The sequence below is a fragment of the Paenibacillus sp. GD4 genome, from assembly GCF_030846225.1.
Taxonomy (GTDB): Bacteria; Bacillota; Bacilli; order Paenibacillales; family NBRC-103111; genus Paenibacillus_G; species Paenibacillus_G silviterrae.
Genome location: NZ_JAVCYK010000001.1, coordinates 2,229,844 through 2,244,593 on the forward strand (window position 1 = coordinate 2,229,844; position 14,750 = coordinate 2,244,593).

A 14,750-nucleotide genomic window follows, 5' to 3' on the forward strand; every position below is an offset into this window, starting at 1 on the left:
CCTCCTCATTTGTGGTGTAACAAGCATGTAAAAAGTTATTCTACACCCATTTCCGCGCCTTCGAGATTAAGGTTCAGCTTATCGCTTGTTACCTCATCATCATCGTCCGCTTCCTTCATTTCGATCTCTTCTTCGTTCTCGGTCAGGATCTTGACGTCCATACCCAAGCTTTGAAGCTCTTTGATCAAAACTTTGAAGGATTCCGGAACGCCCGGCTCAGGAACGTTCTCACCTTTGACAATCGATTCATAAGTCTTCACGCGCCCTACGACGTCGTCAGACTTGACGGTCAAGATCTCTTGAAGTGTATAAGCGGCACCATAGGCTTCAAGCGCCCATACCTCCATCTCACCGAAGCGCTGACCGCCGAACTGCGCCTTACCACCCAGCGGCTGCTGCGTAACAAGCGAGTAAGGACCAGTAGAACGGGCATGGATCTTATCGTCAACCATGTGCGCCAGCTTAATCATATACATAACGCCGACGGTAACTTCGCGTTCAAACGGTTCTCCTGTACGACCGTCGTACAAGAGGGTCTTCCCGTTACGCTGCATACCGGCTTCTTCCATGGTATCAAACACGTCATATTCACGCGCACCGTCAAATACCGGGGTTGCCGTGTGAATACCCAAATATTTCGCTGCCATACCTAAGTGAAGCTCAAGCACCTGACCGATGTTCATCCGGGAAGGAACCCCAAGCGGGTTCAATACAACCTGTACAGGTGTGCCATCCGGCAGGAACGGCATGTCCTCTTCCGCCAGGATGCGTGCGATAACCCCTTTGTTACCATGACGTCCGGCCATTTTATCGCCTTCAGAAATTTTCCGCTTCTGAGCGATGTAGACACGAACGAGCTGGTTTACACCCGGAGGCAGCTCATCGCCATTCTCACGAGTGAACACCTTCACGTCAACAACGATACCGTCGGTACCGTGAGGCACACGCAGGGAGGTATCACGTACTTCACGTGCTTTCTCACCGAAAATCGCATGGAGCAAACGCTCTTCCGCCGTCAGCTCGGTTACCCCTTTCGGCGTTACCTTACCGACAAGGATGTCGCCGGCGGCAATCTCCGCACCCACACGGATAATACCGCGCTCGTCGAGGTTTTTCAGCGCATCTTCCCCTACGTTCGGGATGTCGCGTGTAATTTCTTCCGGCCCCAGCTTGGTATCCCGCGCTTCGGACTCATATTCTTCAATGTGAATGGAAGTGTACACATCTTCCTTCACAAGCTTTTCGCTAAGCAGGATCGCATCCTCGTAGTTGTAGCCTTCCCAAGTCATAAAGGCAACGACGACGTTACGTCCAAGTGCCAATTCACCCATCTCCGTGGATGGACCGTCGGCTAAAATATCACCGACGCGAACTTGCTCGCCCTTGCGGCAAATCGGACGCTGGTTGATGCAAGTACCTTGGTTGGAGCGCATAAACTTATGAAGCTTATGCTTCACCAGATCGCCGGTTACAAGCTTGCCGTCGACCATATCCTGGCGACGAACCCAAATCTCATTCGCCGAGACGCGTTCTACGAAGCCGTTCACCTTGGAGACGATACAAACACCCGAATCCTTAGCCGATTTATGCTCCATACCGGTACCTACGAGAGGTGCCTTAGGGATTAGCAATGGTACGGCCTGCCGCTGCATGTTGGAACCCATGAGCGCACGGTTGGAATCGTCATTCTCCAGGAACGGAATGAGCGCTGTTGCAACGGACACAACCTGTTTAGGCGATACGTCCATGTAGTCAACGCGATCCTTAGGTAAAACGAGGTTATCATCCTTATAACGAACGATAACGGTATCGTTCTTGAAGCGGCCTTCTTCGTCGAGCTCGGCGTTCGCCTGAGCCACAACGTAGTTATCCTCTTCATCCGCTGTGAGGTAAGCAATCTGATCCGTAACACGGCCCGTCTTAGGATCAACCCAACGATATGGGGCTTCGATGAAGCCATACTCGTTAATCCGCGCGAATGTCGACAAGGAGTTGATCAAACCGATGTTCGGACCTTCCGGCGTCTCGATTGGACACATACGGCCATAGTGGGAGTGGTGAACGTCGCGGACTTCGAAGCCTGCGCGCTCTCTCGTCAAACCACCGGGTCCGAGTGCCGACAAACGACGCTTATGCGTAAGCTCGGCAAGCGGGTTCGTCTGATCCATAAACTGCGACAGCTGGGAGCTTCCGAAGAACTCCTTGATCGAAGCGATAACCGGACGAATATTAATCAAAGCCTGAGGCGTAATGACATTGGCATCTTGGATCGACATCCGCTCGCGTACCACGCGCTCCATCCGGGACAAACCGATACGGAACTGGTTCTGAAGCAGTTCCCCTACGGAACGAAGACGACGGTTACCCAAGTGGTCGATATCATCGGTATTGCCGATTCCGTGCAACAAGTTAATAAAGTAATTGATAGAAGCGATAATGTCAGCAGGCGTAATATGCTTGACCGACTTATCAATCTTCCCGTTCGCCGTCACCTTGACGATCTTGCCGTCTTCCAGAGGCGAATATACATTGATGCTCTGCAGCGGAATACGATCGGACTCCGTAACGCCGTTGACAACAGCGTACTCCTTAAAGCCTACGTTATCTTCCAAATGCGGCAGAATCTCATCTAACAAACGACGGTCAATCAATTGTCCGGCTTCCGCTAGAATTTCACCCGTCTCCGGATTTACTAGCGTCTCAGCCAGGCGTTGATTGAACAAACGATTCTTGATATGAAGCTTCTTATTAATCTTGTAACGACCTACATTTGCCAAATCATAGCGCTTCGGATCGAAGAAACGGGCAACAAGCAGGCTGCGCGCGTTATCCAGCGTAGGAGGCTCACCCGGACGAAGACGCTCGTAAATCTCAATAAGAGCCTTATCCGTAGAGTCCGTGTTATCCTTATCCAGGGTGTTGCGAATGTACTCGTCATCACCCAGCAAATCTATGATTTCTGCATCCGTACCGAAACCGAGAGCACGCAGCAATACGGTTACCGGAATTTTGCGTGTACGGTCGATCCTTACATAGATGATATCCTTCGCATCCGTTTCGAGCTCGAGCCATGCACCGCGATTTGGAATGACGGTAGCGGTATATGTTTTCTTTCCGTTCTTATCAACCTTCGTGCTGAAGTATACACTTGGAGAACGAACCAGCTGACTGACGATAACCCGTTCGGCGCCGTTGATAATGAATGTTCCGGTTTCCGTCATCAGAGGGAAGTCTCCCATGAAGACCTCTTGCTCTTTAACCTCGCCGGTTTCCTTATTAATCAACCGTACCTTTACTCGAAGCGGTGCGGCAAACGTGACGTCACGCTCTTTGGATTCGTCTACCGAATACTTAGGCTCTCCTAAGCTATAGTCGATGAATTCCAGCACTAAATTCCCCGTAAAATCCTGTATCGGGGAAATATCCTGAAACATTTCACGCAATCCTTCATCAAGAAACCACTGATATGATTTCTGTTGGATTTCAATCAGGTTCGGAACCTCCAAAACCTCATGAATCCGAGCATATGACCTGCGCTTACGTCGACCTAATTGAACAAGATGACCCGCCAACTTAGATTCACCCCTCGTGTCTACTCAATAGAACAAAATAAAAGCCCCTAACCGAAGTCTTCGTAAGGTAGGACCGCCGAAGTATTTCTTCATAAGGAAGCTTCCGCGCCGCATGGTTAGACGAAATTTCATGTCACCGCAATTTTCTCCATACTTGGTAGGGTTTACTTAAAATTTAAACATTATACGTAATAAGTTAAATTTTTATTCACCCTGGGTATGAAAATAATTCTTGACATTTTAGCAAACTAAAGACAAATATCCCATTGTTTATACTGACATTATATGATAATACCATATATAAAAAATCAAGTCAAGGATAATTCCATGTAAGGAATATATCGTTTATCTTCATTCCACACCAAATACAAGGCCCTTTAGACAAACGATATATTCCTTGCAATTTATTTGGTTGCTTTGAGAATTCGATAGCCCTTGTCCTTATCTACTTCCTCCACAGAAGAGAACAGCGTCTCCATCTTGGCGAAGGCTGACGGTGCGCCTTGTTTTTTCTGAATCACGACCCATAGGCTGCCGCCTTCCACCAAAACCTTGCTCGCCTGCTCAAAAATTCGATGAACGATTTCCTTACCCGCACGAATCGGGGGATTCGTCACGACCGCATCAAAGGTTTCATCCATCACTTCATTCAGCGTATCACTCTGAAGAACCCGAACGTGGGTTACGCGATTACGCGCTGCATTGTCTTTGGCTAGAGCAATAGCCCGCTCGTTGATATCGACCATCGTTACATGACCTTGGGGGACTAATGTCGCTAAGGAAATGCCGATAGGCCCATAGCCGCATCCCACATCCAGCACTTTCGCATTAGGCTCTAAAGTTACGGTGTCAATTAAGAGCTTTGATCCGAAATCGATTCCCTTCTTGGAGAAGACACCCGCGTCCGTCTGAAAGGTGAAGCGTTTGCCACGAAGAGTCTCTTCGATCGTATGAATGTCATGCGCCGTCGAAGGCTTAGACGAATAATAGTGCTCCGACACTAGATCACCTCCTCAATTTCGGTCTTAAAGCAAAACCCCTTGGAGAGGGTTAGCTCTACAAGGGGCGGTTGAGGCTTGAATTACTTCACTTCTACGGAAGCGCCAGCTTCTTCCAGCTTTGCTTTGATGGATTCTGCTTCTTCTTTGCCGATTTTTTCTTTCAAAGGCTTCGGTGCGCCGTCAACCAGGTCTTTTGCTTCTTTCAGACCAAGACCAGTGATTTCGCGAACAACCTTGATAACGTTGATTTTGGAAGCACCAGCGTTGTTCAAGATTACGTCGAATTCTGTTTGCTCAGCAGCTGCTTCAGCAGCGCCGCCGCCAGCTACTACAGCTACTGGAGCTGCTGCAGTTACGCCGAATTCTTCTTCGATTGCTTTAACGAGATCGTTCAGTTCCAATACAGTCATGCCTTTAATGGCTTCCAAGATTTGCTCTTTGCTCATGGTTGAACCTCCAATATAGTAATAGATTAGTTTTAACTTACCCGTTCGAAGCGATTAGGCTTCTTGAGCGCCGCCTTCGTTCTTCTCTGCAACAGCCTTAACCGCAAGGGCGAAGTTGCGCATAGGAGCTTGAAGCACGCTGAGCAACATGGACAGGAGACCTTCGCGGGAAGGCAGATCTGCCAGTGCTTTGATTTGGCTGTAATCAACAACTCGACCTTCAACAACGCCAGCTTTTACTTCCAGCTTGTCGTTCTTCTTAGCGAAGTCCGTCAAGATTTTGGCTGGAGTTACGATATCGTCCTTACTGAAAGCAATGGCGGTTGGACCGCTCAAGTACTCGTCAAGCTCAGACAATTCAGCACCCGCTGTTGCACGGCGTACCAGAGTGTTCTTCAGAACCTGGAATTCAACGCCTGCTTCGCGAAGCTGCTTACGGAGCTCAGTAACTTGAGCTACGTTAAGACCGCGATAGTCAGTTACGATTGTGCAGGAGCTGTCTTTCAGCTTCTCCATTACTTCCGCAACTTGTTGAGATTTCTGCTCGATGATTTTCGCGTTTGCCATTCTTGCACCTCCTACAATTCAAAAATACTTACGTTTAACCCTACTGAAAAACTTACCAGACCCTTGTACATGATCCGCTCGAGTTCACGGTCCGCTAGGCATTCTGCCTCCACAAAAAGCAAAATGCCTTCGCAGACTCGGCGAAGGCATGATGATACACGAATTCTCGCAATTAAGCAAAGAAATACGATCTTATATCATAACACCTCGGCAGGAGATTAAGCTTCTTGCGAAGCACCTGCTGTCTTCGGTAAGTTATATTCGTTTGTCAGAACCTTAGTTAGATTAGCATGGCGACTTCGGAAAGTCAACTGCCAAGCTATTCCACGCTGCAAACGCAGCTTATCTAAAGGTTTGTACGTTTACGCGAGCTGCAGGACCCATAGTGGACGATACCGCAATGTTCTTGAGGTATACACCCTTCGCAGCAGCCGGCTTCGCACGGTTCAGTGCATCCACAAGCGCCTTGAAGTTTTCAGCAAGCTTCTCAGCATCGAAAGATACCTTACCGATCGGAGCGTGGATTTGACCCGCTTTATCCAGACGGTATTCGATCTTACCTGCTTTGATCTCCTGAACAGCCTTAGCTACGTCAAACGTAACCGTACCGGCTTTAGGGTTAGGCATCAAGCCCTTACCACCCAGGATTCGACCCAGCTTACCTACTTCACTCATCATATCAGGTGTCGCTACGCAAACGTCGAATTCGAACCAGCCTTGCTGGATCTTGTTAATCATGTCTTGATCGCCTACGAAATCAGCACCGGCTGCTTCCGCTTCTTTGGCTTTGTCGCCTTTAGCAAATACAAGAACACGTTGAGTTTTACCAGTACCGTGCGGCAATACAACAACGCCACGAACAGCCTGGTCTTGTTTACGAGGGTCTACGCCCAAACGTACTGCTACTTCTACTGTCTCGTCGAATTTCGCGCGAGCAGCTTGCTTAACCAATGCGATCGCTTCAGCAGGCTCATAGAAAGTCTCTGGGTTGATCAGCTTGGCAGCTTCTACGTATTTCTTACCGTGTTTCGGCATTCACTTTTCCTCCTATGTGGTATTAGCGGAATATCCTCCCACTGTGTGTTCCTACTCCGGTGGACCGGCCGTCGGAATCTTAGGACGAGATCTCGAATTAGTCTTCGATCACTACGCCCATGCTGCGAGCTGTACCTTCAACCATACGCATAGCAGCCTCTACGGATGCAGCGTTCAGGTCAGGCATTTTTTGCTCAGCGATTTCGCGAACTTTCGAACGCTTTACGGTTGCAACCTTCTTCTTGTTAGGCTCGCCAGAACCTTTTTCGATACCGGCAGCTACACGAAGCAATACAGCCGCTGGAGGTGTTTTTGTTTCGAACGTGAAAGAACGATCCTCGAACACCGAGATTACAACAGGAATGATCAAACCAGCCTGGTCTGCTGTACGAGCGTTGAACTCCTTACAGAATGCCATGATGTTAACCCCTGCTTGACCAAGTGCAGGACCGATTGGCGGCGCTGGATTCGCTTTCCCTGCAGGAACCTGCAGCTTTACCATTTTGATAACCTTTTTTGCCATTGTGTGACACCTCCTCGTACGTAGTATGGCCGGGTTCTATCGACTAAAGCTTCTCTACCTGGTGGTAGTCGAGCTCCAGAGGAGTCTCCCGCCCGAACATGTTGACGTGAACCTTGAGTTTGCTCTTGTCGACCAGAATTTCTTCCACGGATCCGACAAAATTGGCAAAAGGTCCGACTTTCACACGCACACTATCCTTGAGCTCGAAGTCGATCTTCGGCTTCGGCTCTTCCATGCCCATGTGCTTGAGAATCGCTTCTACTTCCTCAGGCAGCAAAGCCGTCGGCTTCGAACCGGAACCGGTTGAACCAACAAAGCCCGTCACCCCAGGCGTATTCCGCACGACATACCAAGAATCGTCCGTTTGGATCATCTCCACCAGAACATAGCCGGGATACACCTTGCGCATCACCGTCTTCTTCTTGCCGTCTTTATTCACAAGCTCTTCTTCCATGGGAACCAGCACGCGAAAGATCTTGTCCTTCATATCCATGGATTCGACGCGCTTTTCCAAGTTCGCCTTTACTTTATTCTCATACCCGGAATAGGTATGTACGACGTACCATCTTTTCTCCATTTCCATACGTTCGCCACCCGACACTTAAATTATTCGAACACGAGGCGAATCAGCTCAGAAATACCCAAGTCCAGAACGTAGAAGTACACCGTCACAAAGACGACTGTAAAAAGCACCACCAGCGTGTAGCTTGTCAGCTCCTTGCGCGTAGGCCATTTTACTTTTTTCAATTCGGACCAGCTGTCCGCAAAAAAGGAAAATGTGTTGCCGAATCCCTGCTTAACTCTAGCCAAAAAGGACACAACTACACCTCCAAAAACTTAGCGGGTTTCGCGATGAGCGGTTTGCTCATTGCAGAACCGACAGAATTTCTTCAACTCCATGCGGTCTGGATGGTTACGCTTATTTTTGGTAGTTGCGTAGTTTCTTTGCTTGCAGTTTGTGCACGCTAACGTGATAATTACCCGCATGATGTACACCTCCTACGTCTAGCCTTAAGATTTACAACCTTAAACGATCAGCAAAAAAAACGCCTCGCGGATTAAGGCTACCTGAACACTTTAGCACACGCGTAACACCATGTCAAGGAAAAGAGATTAACAAGGAGCCGCCTCAAGCCTCATTTTCTCCAGTATTCACCATAAACTGCGCCTCTAAACCCAGACAAAGAGGATCTCGAACTCCATCCCACAAAAAAAGCACCTTGCATCAAGCAACGGTGCCCAAACTATGCGTCTCTTACTTCCAAATATTTCTCGAGCTTACGCTTAACCCGCTGAAGCGCGTTATCAATCGACTTGACATGACGGTCCAGATCGACAGCAATCTCCTGATAGGAGCGCCCGTCCAGATACAGCATCAACACTCTTCGCTCCAGATCGCTTAGAATTTCGCCCATCTTATCTTCTAACCCGCTGAACTCCTCTTGATTAATGATGAGCTCTTCAGGGTCGGAAACGCGGGATCCGCAAATGACATCAAGCAATGTCCGGTCGGAATCCTCGTCATAAATCGGCTTGTCCAACGACACATAGGAATTCAAAGGAATATGCTTCTGGCGAGTAGCCGTTTTGATGGCCGTGATGATTTGGCGTGTGATACAGAGCTCTGCGAACGCCTTGAAGGAGGCGAGCTTGTCGCCGCGGAAATCTCGGATGGACTTGTATAAGCCAATCATGCCTTCTTGCACGATATCTTCTCTGTCGGCGCCTATCAGAAAATAGGAACGCGCCTTGGCACGAACAAAGTTTCTGTACTTGTTGATCAAGTATTCGAGCGCTTCGCTGTTACCGTCCCGGACCGCTTCGACAAGATCTTCGTCGGCCTTGAGGTCGTATTCGTACATTCTCAACTCTTTGACGTCGACACTCACCACAATCCCTCCGGCCCTACTCTTGAAAAGATAGGATTAGTATACATTATGTAATCTATTATCGTCAACCGGATTTCCGCTAGCAAAAGCTACATTTGACAGCGTTCTACCGCCCTCTGCGCCATTTTTCGAGCAGGTCGCGAACGTCCTCTTTCAGCCTGCCTTCCACCGCACCGGGGCGCACATTTTTGTTCTCGTGAATTCGCTGCCTGATCTCCTGCCTGGATTGACGGACCTTCACCAGCAGTTCTCCGGACGGTAGCCTCGCCGCCCCCTTGCCGAAAATGACATGCTGCTCCGTCATGTCGTTCGTCGCCACGTAAATTTGTTTGCGGCGGCCGATATTCTCGGTAACCAAGCGCTCTATCAATTCGTCGGCCGTCTCTTTCTCCTTGGTATAGTAGACCGATAGCTTCCGCTGCAAATACTTCTTGCCGAGCCCGGGCACGTAGTACGCATCGAAGACCACGATAACCTTCATCCCCGAAAAAGACTGATACTCCGCCATAATGTCGATAAGCCGATCCCGGGCCTCCTCGAGACTGAGCTCCTTCAGCCGCTGAAGCTCGGGCCACGCGCCGATAATGTTATAGCCGTCTACGATTAGAATTTCCTGAATCATCGAGGGAATCTGCCGCCCTATCGGGCGGCCATTCGTTGTCGCACGACCTCGTACATAAATACGGATGCGGCAACGGAAGCGTTCAGGGAGTTAATCTTCCCGAACATGGGCAGCTTGAGCAGAAAGTCGCATCTTTCCTTGATCAATCGCCCCATTCCTTTCGCCTCATTGCCGATAACGATGGCGAGCGGCAAATTCAGATTCGTCTCATAAATCGGCTGCGTTGCCCCAACATCCGCTCCGGCTACCCATACACCCTTTTCTTTCAGCTCTTCTATGGTCTGGGAAATATTCGTCACCCTGGCAACAGGGACATATTCGACGGCCCCAGCCGACGTTTTGGATACCGTAGCCGTTAATCCGACCGAGCGCCGCTTCGGGATAATCACGCCGTGAACTCCCGTGCAATCGGCCGACCGGAGAATGGATCCCAGGTTGTGCGGATCTTCGATCTCGTCGAGAATGAGAATAAACGGCTGTTCTCCCCGCTCCGCGGCGCGGGCAAGAATGTCGTCCACTTCCACGTACGCTTGCGGCGCCACTTGGGCAACCACGCCCTGATGCTGGACGCCTGCAGCCATCTGATCCAGCTTCCTTTTATCGGCGAACTGAACGATGACTCCGTTCTGCTTGGCCTCGGCGATAATAGGCTGGGTCAGCTGCTTCTGAGCCTGCTCGGCAATCCATATCTTGTTGATGCTCCGTCCGGAACGCAGCGCTTCCAGCACGGAGTGCTTTCCAGCCAGCACTTCTTGCTCATCCATGAAACAACACTCCTCCTTTATAGATTCATTGATTTTCTTTCGAATTGTGCTTTTCTAGGGAAAGCAGCATCAGCCCTTGGAGCCGCTCCCATTGCTTTGTGTAGTATAAGTAGCCCAGCAAGCATTCAAAGGCCGTGCTATGCCGGTATTCCAGCACATCCGCATTCTTGGCGGTCGTGCCGGATTTGGCGTTGCGCCCCCGCTTCACGATGTCAAGCTCCTCCTCAGTGAGCCTTGGGAGCCACTCGGCCAAAGCGCGAGCCTGCGCCTTTGCAGAGACGAACTGCGTAGACTCGCGGTGCAGATGATTCGGGCGGTGATTGGGCTGCCCGATGACGTATTGGCGAACAAACACTTCATAGATGGCGTCCCCCAAGTAGGCTAGAACGATCGGGTTCAGAAGCTTTGGGTCCTTGGAAGGGGGAAAAGCAAACAGATTGCCGTCCAGCGGCGGAAATGCCGTGTTATCACTTTTCATTATTTTCTCCGCCAACGAATGCCTTGAGGAGTATCCTCCAGCAGTATTCCCTTTTCGGTAAGCAAATCCCGAATTTCGTCCGCACGAGCCCAGTTTTTGGATTTTCGTGCCTCCGTACGTTCGATTATCAGCTGCTCGATTTCTTCGTCCAAGAGCGCTGGCTCTTCTTGCGCTAGTATGCCCAATACCCGATCCATCGCAGCAAACTGATCAAGCAGCAGCTGCAGAGAGCCTGCAGTCACGGTGTCTTGCGCCATGTATTGGTTTGCCGCATTCACAAGCTCGAACACGGCCGTAATCGCATCCGGCGTATTGAAATCGTCGTTCATCTTCTGTTCGAATTGCTCTTTGACCCCTGTAACGGCAGCCTGCACCGCGGGCTCCGCCTCTCCCGCTTCAGCTCCCGCCAAGCGATGCTTCAGCCCGGCTAAACAGTTCTCAATGCGCTGCAGACTTCCCTTCGCCTGCTCAACAGCGTCGTCGCTGAAGTTCAGCGGATTCCGATAATGACCGGATAACATGAAATAACGAATGATCTGAGGGCTAATCGTCTTCAGCAGCTGGTTTACGTTCACCCCGTTGCCCAGCGACTTCGACATTTTCTCATTGTTGATGTTGACGAAGCCGTTATGCATCCAGTAGTTGGCCAACGGATGGCCGGTCGTACATTCCGACTGGGCAATCTCGCATTCATGATGCGGGAACGTCAAATCCTGTCCGCCGCCGTGAATGTCGATGGTATCCCCAAGGTACTTGTGAACCATTGCAGAGCATTCGATATGCCAGCCGGGGCGGCCTTCTCCCCAGGGGCTCGACCAGCTGATCTCCCCCGGCTTCGCTCCCTTCCATAACACGAAGTCCTGCGGGTTTTCTTTGCGCTCGCCTACCTCAACCCGGATACCGAACTGCAGTTCGTCCATGTTCTGATGGGACAGCTTGCCGTATTCCGGGAACCGGGAGGTACGGAAATAGACGTCACCCTCGCTTTCATAGGCATATCCCTTCTCCACCAAGCCGGCGATAAACGCAATGATTTCCTGAATGTTCTCGGTCACCCGCGGATTCAGCGTTGCCTCCTGCACGCCCAGACCCTTCGTATCCTCATAGAACTTCTGGATAAAGAGATTCGCAATATCAGGTACACTGGATCCCATTTCATTCGCCTTGCGGATCAGCTTATCATCAACATCCGTGAAGTTGACCACGTAATTCACTTCATAACCGATCGATTCCAAATAGCGCCGGACGACGTCAAAGAAAATGACCGGTCTTGCATTCCCGATATGAATATAATCATATACAGTGGGCCCGCAAACATACATTCGCACCTTGCCCGGCTCGATCGGCTTGAACTCTTCTTTCGTTCGAGTCATCGTATTGTACACTTTAAGCGTCATGAGTATCGTTTCCTCCAATAGTTTGCTTTACCTTCGGCGTCTGTGCCGCTTTCACTTCGTCAAGCTGCTGCTGCAGCTGACGGAACATTTCGATCACCGGGTCCGGCAGATTGGCATGGTCCAGCCGTCCCACTCTCACGCCGTCCCGCTTAATAATACGCCCTGGTATCCCCACCACGGTGCTGTTCGGAGGAACCTCCGATAAGACAACTGCATTCGCACCGATTCTGGAGTTATCTCCTACCATGAAGGAGCCAAGCACCTTCGCCCCAGCCGAAATGACCACATTGTTGCCGACCGTCGGATGGCGCTTCCCCTTCTCCTTGCCGGTTCCCCCCAGCGTTACTCCATGGTACAGGAGGACATCGTCTCCGATCTCGCAGGTTTCCCCAATCACTACCCCCATGCCGTGGTCGATAAAAAATCGCCGACCGATTACCGCACCCGGGTGAATTTCAATTCCGGTCATAAACCGGCTGGTCTGAGAGATGATACGCGCAATCGTAAACATGCGTTTCTTATAGAACCAGTGCCCCAGCCGATGCGCCCATAAGGCATGCAAGCCGGAGTAGGTAAATACTACCTCAAACCAACTCCGCGCGGCGGGGTCATTTTCGAATATGGTGTCGATATCTTCCTTCATTCTCTTGAACATAAATCTTCCCCACCTTCTCTCCCAAGCAAAAAAAGAAAAGCCTCCACAGCCCAAAGGCTGCAGAGGCGTGACGACGCGGTTCCACTCTGCTTGAAGCGTACGACCCCGGTCGAGGCGCTTCATCTTGAATCGTTCGTATCGTGAACGGTACGGCAAGGACTATTGCATTAGAACGGCAGGTCATCCTTACGGCTCGCGGGTGCACTTCCGTCGATACAGGATTGGACTACTTCCACCTTGCGTAATCCTCTCTGAAAATCCTCGCATCGCGTACTTTCCCGGTCTTCGCCTTTGCTATATTATGTTCAAGTATATCGGAAACCGTTTCGGTTTACAATAATTTCTTCAAGCGGCTGATCACCGTCTCCTTGCCTAGCAGATGCAGCGTTACATTCAGATCCGGACCGTGCATTTGCCCGGTCAGCGCCACACGAATCGTCATAAACAGCTGTTTTCCTTTATAGCCGGTTTCCGTTTGCACAGCCTTCATCATGGCCTTCAGCGCATCCACGTTCAGCTCGGACGCTTGCTCCACTTGCGTCAAGAAGCTGCCAAGCACGATCGGAGCATGCTCCTCCTTCATCATGGCGGCCGCTTCCTCGTCCTGGAACGTAACCTCCTCGCGGAAGAAGAGCTCGGACAGAGGCACGATTTGGGCTGCATAGCTGAGCTGCTCCTGATACAGCGCTACGAGCGTATGAACCCATTGCTGCTGCTCGGCTGTCAGCGTCTCCGGCAATCGTCCCGCTCTTTGCAGGTGAGGGATGGCTAAGGCTACGATACGGGCAGTATCCGCCTTCTTGATATACTGATTGTTCATCCAGTTCAGCTTATCCATGTCGAACACGGCAGGGCTTTTGGACATGCGATCCAAATCGAACTGCTCGATCAGCTCTTCCCGGGTAAACATCTCTTCTTCGCCCTTTGGCGACCAGCCGAGCAGGGCAATAAAGTTCATGACCGCCTCCGGCAAATAGCCGAGATCCTGATACTGCTGGATAAATTGAATGATCGATTCATCGCGCTTGCTCATCTTCTTCCGGTCTTGATTCAAGATGAGAGCGAGGTGAGCAAACTCAGGTACAGGCAGGCCGAGCGCTTCATACATCATGATTTGCCGCGGTGTATTGGTCAGATGCTCTTCCCCGCGAATGACGAGTGTAATCTTCATCAAGTGATCGTCCAAAATCACGGCAAAATTGTACGTCGGAATGCCATCCGGCCGTACGATGATGAAGTCGCCGATTCCGTTGGTTTCAAACTCGACCTCCTCGCGGATCTTATCCGTGAAGCCGATGATGCGGTCCTCCGGAACACGGAAACGGATGGAGGGCTTGCGGCCCTCGGCCTGGAACGCTTCTATCTGCTCGGCGCTTAAGTGACGGCACTTCCCCGAGTAGCGAGGCATTTCGCCCTTCGCTTCCTGCTCCGCACGCTCCTGCTCCAGATCGGCTTCGGAGCAATAGCAATGGTATGCATTTCCTTCACGGAGCAGCTGATCCACGAACGGCCGGTACAACTCGAGGCGCTCAAGCTGGCGATACGGCCCGTAAGGTCCGCCGATATCGACGCTCTCATCCCATTCAACGCCAAGCCACTTCAAGCCGTCGAGCTGATTGGACACGCCCGACTCGACATGGCGGGTTTGATCCGTATCCTCGAAGCGGATGATGAATTGTCCGCCCATCTTGCGGGCGATCAGGTAGTTAAACAATGCGGTCCTTGCGCCCCCGATATGCAGGTGGCCTGTCGGACTCGGTGCGTATCTTACACGAAACGTGGTCATAGTGGTTAGCTCCCC

The 14,750-nt window shown here is 50.8% G+C and carries 16 protein-coding genes and 1 other annotated feature; all 16 genes read right to left on the minus strand.

Annotated features, from left to right (window positions below):
• Positions 1 to 35: 35 nt before the first annotated feature.
• A complete protein-coding gene (gene rpoB, locus RAC89_RS10470) occupies positions 36 to 3,572 on the minus strand; it encodes a DNA-directed RNA polymerase subunit beta (RefSeq protein ID WP_284642733.1) in 3,537 nt (1,178 codons plus the stop codon).
• Between the two features lie 404 nt (positions 3,573 to 3,976).
• Positions 3,977 to 4,573, minus strand: a complete 597-nt coding sequence (locus RAC89_RS10475) for a class I SAM-dependent methyltransferase (RefSeq protein WP_306613396.1) — start codon at positions 4,571 to 4,573, stop codon at positions 3,977 to 3,979.
• An 80-nt stretch (positions 4,574 to 4,653) separates the two neighbouring features.
• Positions 4,654 to 5,019: a 50S ribosomal protein L7/L12 gene (rplL, locus tag RAC89_RS10480; RefSeq protein WP_306613397.1), complete on the minus strand. Its 366-nt coding sequence runs from the start codon at positions 5,017 to 5,019 to the stop codon at positions 4,654 to 4,656.
• A gap of 54 nt (positions 5,020 to 5,073) precedes the next feature.
• Positions 5,074 to 5,586: a 50S ribosomal protein L10 gene (rplJ, locus tag RAC89_RS10485; protein ID WP_306613398.1), complete on the minus strand. Its 513-nt coding sequence runs from the start codon at positions 5,584 to 5,586 to the stop codon at positions 5,074 to 5,076.
• A 108-nt stretch (positions 5,587 to 5,694) separates the two neighbouring features.
• Positions 5,695 to 5,855 (minus strand) — a sequence feature (ribosomal protein L10 leader region).
• 73 nt (positions 5,856 to 5,928) lie between these two features.
• Positions 5,929 to 6,621 carry a 50S ribosomal protein L1 gene (gene rplA / locus RAC89_RS10490; RefSeq protein ID WP_306613399.1) on the minus strand — a complete coding sequence of 231 codons (693 nt, stop codon included), beginning with the start codon at positions 6,619 to 6,621 and terminating at the stop codon, positions 5,929 to 5,931.
• 97 nt (positions 6,622 to 6,718) lie between these two features.
• Positions 6,719 to 7,144 carry a 50S ribosomal protein L11 gene (gene rplK / locus RAC89_RS10495; protein WP_284642740.1) on the minus strand — a complete coding sequence of 142 codons (426 nt, stop codon included), beginning with the start codon at positions 7,142 to 7,144 and terminating at the stop codon, positions 6,719 to 6,721.
• A 43-nt stretch (positions 7,145 to 7,187) separates the two neighbouring features.
• Positions 7,188 to 7,721, minus strand: coding sequence for a transcription termination/antitermination protein NusG (gene nusG, locus RAC89_RS10500; RefSeq protein WP_306616082.1), 534 nt, complete (start codon positions 7,719 to 7,721; stop codon positions 7,188 to 7,190).
• A gap of 29 nt (positions 7,722 to 7,750) precedes the next feature.
• Entirely contained in the window at positions 7,751 to 7,963 is a 213-nt protein-coding gene (gene secE / locus RAC89_RS10505) for a preprotein translocase subunit SecE (RefSeq protein ID WP_284642741.1), read from the minus strand.
• Positions 7,964 to 7,981: 18 nt separating this feature from the next.
• Positions 7,982 to 8,131 carry a 50S ribosomal protein L33 gene (gene rpmG / locus RAC89_RS10510; RefSeq protein ID WP_284642742.1) on the minus strand — a complete coding sequence of 50 codons (150 nt, stop codon included), beginning with the start codon at positions 8,129 to 8,131 and terminating at the stop codon, positions 7,982 to 7,984.
• 257 nt (positions 8,132 to 8,388) lie between these two features.
• On the minus strand, positions 8,389 to 9,033 hold the full coding sequence (gene sigH, locus RAC89_RS10515; RefSeq protein WP_284642743.1) for an RNA polymerase sporulation sigma factor SigH: 645 nt from the start codon (positions 9,031 to 9,033) through the stop codon (positions 8,389 to 8,391).
• 106 nt (positions 9,034 to 9,139) lie between these two features.
• Positions 9,140 to 9,655, minus strand: coding sequence for an NYN domain-containing protein (locus RAC89_RS10520; protein WP_284642744.1), 516 nt, complete (start codon positions 9,653 to 9,655; stop codon positions 9,140 to 9,142).
• A 17-nt stretch (positions 9,656 to 9,672) separates the two neighbouring features.
• Positions 9,673 to 10,419: a 23S rRNA (guanosine(2251)-2'-O)-methyltransferase RlmB gene (gene rlmB / locus RAC89_RS10525; protein WP_284642746.1), complete on the minus strand. Its 747-nt coding sequence runs from the start codon at positions 10,417 to 10,419 to the stop codon at positions 9,673 to 9,675.
• Positions 10,420 to 10,444: 25 nt separating this feature from the next.
• Complete coding sequence (locus RAC89_RS10530) at positions 10,445 to 10,897, minus strand: Mini-ribonuclease 3 (RefSeq protein WP_306613400.1); 453 nt, start codon at positions 10,895 to 10,897, stop codon at positions 10,445 to 10,447.
• The gene (cysS, locus tag RAC89_RS10535) at positions 10,897 to 12,294 is read right to left on the minus strand and encodes a cysteine--tRNA ligase (RefSeq protein WP_306613401.1); all 1,398 of its coding nucleotides are present in this window, start codon (positions 12,292 to 12,294) and stop codon (positions 10,897 to 10,899) included. The genes RAC89_RS10530 and cysS overlap by 1 nt, the downstream gene beginning before the upstream one ends.
• On the minus strand, positions 12,284 to 12,949 hold the full coding sequence (gene epsC, locus RAC89_RS10540; protein WP_306613402.1) for a serine O-acetyltransferase EpsC: 666 nt from the start codon (positions 12,947 to 12,949) through the stop codon (positions 12,284 to 12,286). The genes cysS and epsC overlap by 11 nt, the downstream gene beginning before the upstream one ends.
• A 331-nt stretch (positions 12,950 to 13,280) precedes the next feature.
• Positions 13,281 to 14,735, minus strand: a complete 1,455-nt coding sequence (gene gltX / locus RAC89_RS10545; RefSeq protein ID WP_306613403.1) for a glutamate--tRNA ligase — start codon at positions 14,733 to 14,735, stop codon at positions 13,281 to 13,283.
• Between the last annotated feature and the right edge of the window lie 15 nt (positions 14,736 to 14,750).

Bases quoted from the DNA above. Each gene is read 5' to 3' on its own strand.
- rplL (WP_306613397.1), bottom strand. From the start codon at position 5,019: ATGAGCAAAGAGCAAATCTTGGAAGCCATTAAAGGCATGACTGTATTG.
- rplJ (WP_306613398.1), bottom strand. From the start codon at position 5,586: ATGGCAAACGCGAAAATCATCGAGCAGAAATCTCAACAAGTTGCGGAA.
- rplA (WP_306613399.1), bottom strand. From the start codon at position 6,621: ATGCCGAAACACGGTAAGAAATACGTAGAAGCTGCCAAGCTGATCAAC.
- rplK (WP_284642740.1), bottom strand. From the start codon at position 7,144: ATGGCAAAAAAGGTTATCAAAATGGTAAAGCTGCAGGTTCCTGCAGGG.
- nusG (WP_306616082.1), bottom strand. From the start codon at position 7,721: ATGGAGAAAAGATGGTACGTCGTACATACCTATTCCGGGTATGAGAAT.
- rpmG (WP_284642742.1), bottom strand. From the start codon at position 8,131: ATGCGGGTAATTATCACGTTAGCGTGCACAAACTGCAAGCAAAGAAAC.
- RAC89_RS10520 (WP_284642744.1), bottom strand. From the start codon at position 9,655: ATGATTCAGGAAATTCTAATCGTAGACGGCTATAACATTATCGGCGCG.
- rlmB (WP_284642746.1), bottom strand. From the start codon at position 10,419: ATGGATGAGCAAGAAGTGCTGGCTGGAAAGCACTCCGTGCTGGAAGCG.
- RAC89_RS10530 (WP_306613400.1), bottom strand. From the start codon at position 10,897: ATGAAAAGTGATAACACGGCATTTCCGCCGCTGGACGGCAATCTGTTT.
- cysS (WP_306613401.1), bottom strand. From the start codon at position 12,294: ATGACGCTTAAAGTGTACAATACGATGACTCGAACGAAAGAAGAGTTC.
- epsC (WP_306613402.1), bottom strand. From the start codon at position 12,949: ATGTTCAAGAGAATGAAGGAAGATATCGACACCATATTCGAAAATGAC.
- gltX (WP_306613403.1), bottom strand. From the start codon at position 14,735: ATGACCACGTTTCGTGTAAGATACGCACCGAGTCCGACAGGCCACCTG.